Source organism: Mycobacterium sp. TH-M25 (genome assembly GCF_057473665.1).
The window spans coordinates 1-5,212 of record NZ_JBYCLA010000560.1; the positions used below are offsets into that span (position 1 = coordinate 1).

Here is a 5,212-nt window from a genome sequence, read left to right on the forward strand (position 1 = left end):
GGATGGTGCACACGCTGGCCAAGGCGGGTGCCGCGGGCACGGGCATCGCCGCCGCCGAGATCGACCTCCTGCAGGTCTACGTCGATACTTCGCGATATCAACTGCTGGCGCAGTACCCGGACGTCGACGCCGGGCAACTACTGAACTGCCTGCTGTTGGCCGCCACCGAAGCACTGGCGACCAAGAACCCGGTCAGCGCGAATTACCACTTTGCCTGGTTCCAACTCCTCAGCTCTCCGCCGCCCAGCAATTGGAAAGCCAGCCCGTGACAGCGCGCTGCTCAGGGCGACAGCCGATGAATTGACGCTGTTCGGAAGGGTCGGAATACTGCAATGATGCCGGGGTCGGAACACCGCGCGCAGCTCAGCGACAAGGATCTCGTCGAGTCTGTTCTGCATGAACTCAATGAGGCTGCCGACAAATGGGAAGCGCTCGTGGGTGAGGCCGAGACCGTCACCTACAGCGTGGATCTCGGCGATATTCGTGCGTCCGCGAATGTCGACGGCCGGCTCGTCGAGCTCGCACTGCATCCGGCCGTGATGGCCGGCTACACCCACGGCGAACTGGCCGATCGGGTGAATCTCGCTGTGGCCGCGATACGCGAAGAGGCTCACGCCGAGAACCAGGAGCGATACGGCGGCGCCCTCCAGTGAGGGTTAACTGCCTGTCAAGCAACAGCTTTGAGCACCAGGACGGGGCGAACCAGCCGCCGAAGGGATACTGACGTGCCACTCAATCTGGCCAACCGCGACCAAAACTCGGGCCACCTGTTCTACAACCGCAGGCTCAAGGCCGCGATCACCCGCTTCTCGGTGCGGATGAAACACGATGACCGCAAACAGCAAGCGGCCGTGGCGCTGTCGACGGTGTTCGTACTGATCGGCGTTGGTTGGATGGCGCTGCTGCACGTCATGAAACCCGCCGGTCTGGTCGGGCAGTCCGCGATCATCGGCAACCGCGACACCGGAGCGGTCTACGCGAGAATCAACGGCCGGCTCTATCCGGCGCTCAATCTGACCTCTGCGCGGCTGGCCGTCGGTAACGCCGCCGCCGTAGTCTGGGTGAAGGCAGCCGAAATCGCCAAGTACCCAACCGGCCCGCTGATCGGAATCCCGGGCGTGCCAGATGATCTCACCGTTACACCGGCATCGATGTCGGCGTGGTCGGTCTGCGATACCGCACCGGCCCGGGGCGCCGGGGCGCCGGTGGTGACGTCGATTGCCGGGGAGCTCGAGCAGGGCGGGCGGGCTACCCCGATGGTGCGCCCGGACGCGGTCCTGGTGACGCACATCGGCGCGACCTATGTGATCTGGGGCGGGCAACGTTCGGAAATCGACCCGGCCGACCGGTCGGTGACGTTCAACCTGGGTTTGGATCCCGGGGTGACCTACCCGATCGAGATCTCCAATGCGCTGTTCGACGCCTTACCGTCCACCGAACCCCTGGTGATACCGGCAATTCCGGATTCCGGCACGCCGTCGCCGTTGCTACCCGGTTCGGCAGTGGGAAGCGTTCTGGAGACCCGCGACGCCAACGGCAACGTCACGGGTTTCTATGTCCTGTTGACGGACGGCGTTCAGAAGATCACCAGCTTTGTCGCCGACTTGCTGCGAACCGCCAACTCGCAAGGATCGGTGACGCCGACATTGGTCTCGCCGGACAAGCTGGTTCACATCCCCGTCGTCGAACGGCTCAACGTCGACTTCTATCCGTCGGGCAAGCTGAATTTTGTTGACAAGAAGGCGAATCCGGTCACATGTGTGGCATGGCAGAAACAGTCCACCGATCCGCAAGCCTCGATCACCGTCTACAGCGGTCGGGGTCTGCCGGTGCCGATCGGAATGGACGGCCGACTGGTCCGTTTGGTACGCGACGACCGGCACCCCGAGTCGGTGGAGGCAGACCAGACGCTGATGTTGCCGGGTGCGGCGAATTTCGTTGCCACCACGAGTGGCGTCGCGACGGCGCAAAGCCGTGAAAGCCTGTATTGGGTATCCCCGCAAGGCGTCCGGTTCGGCGTGCAGTGGGACGACAAGACGCTGCAGGCACTCGGGCTGGATCCGCGCAGCGCCGTGTCGGCCCCGTGGCCGATCGTGCGCACGTTCGCGGCAGGGCCGGCCATCAGTCGCGACAGCGCATTGCTGGCGCACGACACCATCAACGAGGGCGGTGCGGTGGCGCCGATCCCGGAAGCCAGCGAACTGGTCGGAGGTTAGGCATGTCCAAACGTGGTTTTGTGCGTGCGTCACGCAAACCCGCGCCGACGGTGCCTCCGGTGCGGGTTGCGGTCGCGCCGCCGTTGGCGCTGCCGGAGCGCGAGCCGCGCAACATCCTGTTGATGATCGCCTTGCCCGCGTTGCTCGTGGGGATCATCGGCACGTTGGTGGTGATGTACACCTCGGGTGTGCGGTCGCTGCAGTCGGGCTTTTTCCCGATGATGGGGCTGGCGGGATTCGGCGCGCTGATGTTCAGCGGACGGTTCGGTCGCGGCAGGCGGATCTCCTGGGGTGAACAGGAAAAGCAGCGGCGCGTCTATCTGCGACAGCTCGACGAGGATCGTGACGAGGTGCAGCGCGCCGCGCAGGATCATCGACGCAGCCAGCTGTTTGTGCACGGTGATCCGCAGAAGCTGGACACCGTGATCGGCGGCCCGCGGATGTGGGAACGCCGCCCCGGCGACGCGGATTTCTTGGACGTGCGGGTCGGCATCGGGGTGCAGCAGGCCAGCGACTCGGCGGTATCGCTGCAGTGGCCGGAGGTGCCGATCGGTGAAGAGCTCGAGCCGGTGACCGGTGGGGCGTTGCGCGACTTCATCCTCGAGCAAAGCAAGATTCGCGGGATCGGCAAGGTGTTGGGCCTGCGGTCCAAACCCGGATTCAGCTTCATTGCCGGCGATCCCGTTGAGCTGCACAAGGTCGCGCGCTCGATCCTGTGCTCGCTGGCCGTCTATCACAGCCCGAACGACGTCAAGATCATGGTGGTCACCCGCCATCCCGAGTTGTGGTCGTGGTTGGTGTGGCTGCCGCACAACCAGCATGACGAGATGTTCGACGCTTGTGGCCTGCGCAGGCTGGTGTTCATTTCGCCAACCGAGTTAGAAGAAGCGCTCGATGCCGAATTGCACCGCAAGGGCCGCGGACCCTGGTCACCGCCGGTCGGCACCAGTCCGACGTCGATGCCGTCGGCGATGGAAGTGCCGGGGTTGACCCTGGGTCCGCACTGGATCGTCGTCGACGACAACGTCGGAACGCCGGAGCAGTGGGAAAGTGTGACCGGGCAGAAGGGCATGGCCGGAATCACGGTGCTGCGGTTGGCAACTCGATCCGGTGTCGGCGTCGGCTTCCTCGACGACGGCCAGCGCTTCGAACTCCGGGAAGGTCGGCTCTATCACCGCGGCGTGTTCTACGCCGTCGCCGATATGCTCGCCGACTCGACCGCCAGTCGATACGCGCGAGCGTTGGCGCGTTGGTCGCCGATGAGCGCCGACGACCTGTCCGAAACCGACAGTCAGGGCGTCGAGCTACTACGTGCGCTGGGGATCGGCGACCCACGGCACCTCGACGTCGATCGGCTGTGGGCCGACAGCCGGGGCCGCGGTGACGCGAAGTGGGCGATGGTGCCGGTCGGTGTCAAGCCGGGCGGTGAACTGCAGTACGTGATATTCCGCGCAAAAGACTTCGGCGGCTTCGGTTTCCACTCCGTCGTGATCGGAACATCGGGCTCAGGTAAGTCGGAGTTCTTCCTATCGCTGGCCAATGGCATCGCGCTGACGCACTCCCCAGAGACCTTCGCGGTGATCTTCGTCGACATGAAGTTCGAGTCAGCCGCCCAGGACCTGGCGGGACTTCCGCACGTCGCCGGTTCGCTGTCCAACCTCGGTAAGGACGACCGTCACCTCGCGGAGCGCATGCGTAAGGCCATCAACGGCGAAATCGCAAGACGTTACCGGCTTTTCAAAGAGGCCGGTGCCCGTGATGCCAACGAGTACGAAGAGATGCGGCTGGCCGGGCGGGATTTGGAGCCGGTCCCCATACTGCTGGTGATCATCGACGAATACCTGGAGCTGTTCCACCATCACCAGGAATGGATCCAGCTGGTCATCCACATCGGTCAGGAAGGGCGCGGATGCAACGTGTTCTTCACTCTCGGCGGCCAGCGCCTGGACCTATCGTCGTTGAGTAAAGCCAAGAGCAACATCGCATTCCGGGTGGCCCTGCGAGCGGAGACCGCCGAGGATTCCCGTGATGTCATCGGCAGCGATGCGGCACTGCACCTGCCGTCGAAAGAAAACGGGTACGCACTTCTCAAAGTGGGCCCACGCGATCTCGAGCCGTTCCGGTGCTTCTACCTGTCTGCGCCGTTCGTGTTGCCGAAGAAGGTCGTCACGGTTGGTAAGACGGTCGACGTCAGTTTCTCGCAGCCACGGCCACTCACCTGGGAGTACCAGCCACTCAGCGATCACGACAGTGCGGCGTTGGCGGTGGCCGAGGCGCCCGAGGAACCCGACGAGTTCCTCTTCCATACCGACGGCTTCCGCAAGAAGAAGCTACTCGACGTCATCCGCGAGTCACTGATCGCGCACCCCGCCCGGCTTCCGCATCAGATCTGGCTTCCGCCACTGGAATACAGTGAGCAGGTCGATGCGCTGGTGGCCTACTGGCGCGACAAGCCCTGGCACGTCGACTACGGGCAGAATCCGGGTTTGGTGCTGCCGTATGCGATCGTGGACATTCCCGAAGACCACGTTCAGCGGGTGCAGGTGATCGATGCCGAACTGGACAACATCATGGTGGTCGGGACCGCGCAGCGGGGCAAGTCCACCACGTTGATGACGCTGATGACGTCGGCGGCGCTGATGTACCGCCCGGAACGCGTCACGTTCTTCTGTATCGGCGCGGCGCTGTATCCGGTGCAGGACTACCCCCACGTGGCCGGTGTGGTCAGCCTGAACGACACCGAAGGGGTGTCGCGCACGATTGCCACGATCGAGGGGTTGATCCGCGCGCGCGAAGCGTCGTTCAAGCAGTACCAGATAGACATCTCCGAATTCCGCGAGCGGCGGTTCGGCGCGGCCGGCGGCGGGGGAACCGATCCCGACGACAAGTTCGGTGACGTCTTCCTCGTCATCGACAACTACGGTGATCTCTACGACAAAGACTCCCCGATCGGAGACCGTGCGATCTCCATTGCGCGCCAAGGGCTTTCCTATGGT

4 protein-coding genes are annotated in these 5,212 nt (G+C 64.1%); all 4 read left to right on the forward strand.

Annotated features, from left to right (window positions below):
* Positions 1 to 269: DUF5631 domain-containing protein (locus AC2VOU_RS18650; protein ID WP_486958700.1), on the forward strand; the 269-nt coding region annotated here is incomplete at its 5' end.
* Positions 270 to 332: 63 nt separating this feature from the next.
* Positions 333 to 653, forward strand: a complete 321-nt coding sequence (locus AC2VOU_RS18655; RefSeq protein WP_486958701.1) for a DUF2710 family protein — start codon at positions 333 to 335, stop codon at positions 651 to 653.
* 72 nt (positions 654 to 725) lie between these two features.
* The gene (eccB, locus tag AC2VOU_RS18660) at positions 726 to 2,216 is read left to right on the forward strand and encodes a type VII secretion protein EccB (protein WP_486958702.1); all 1,491 of its coding nucleotides are present in this window, start codon (positions 726 to 728) and stop codon (positions 2,214 to 2,216) included.
* 2 nt (positions 2,217 to 2,218) lie between these two features.
* Positions 2,219 to 5,212 (forward strand): type VII secretion protein EccCa (gene eccCa / locus AC2VOU_RS18665; RefSeq protein ID WP_486958703.1); only part of this gene is annotated, 2,994 nt, incomplete at its 3' end.

Excerpts from the sequence above, each read along its gene's own strand:
- AC2VOU_RS18655 (WP_486958701.1), top strand. The coding sequence starts at position 333 with ATGATGCCGGGGTCGGAACACCGCGCGCAGCTCAGCGACAAGGATCTC.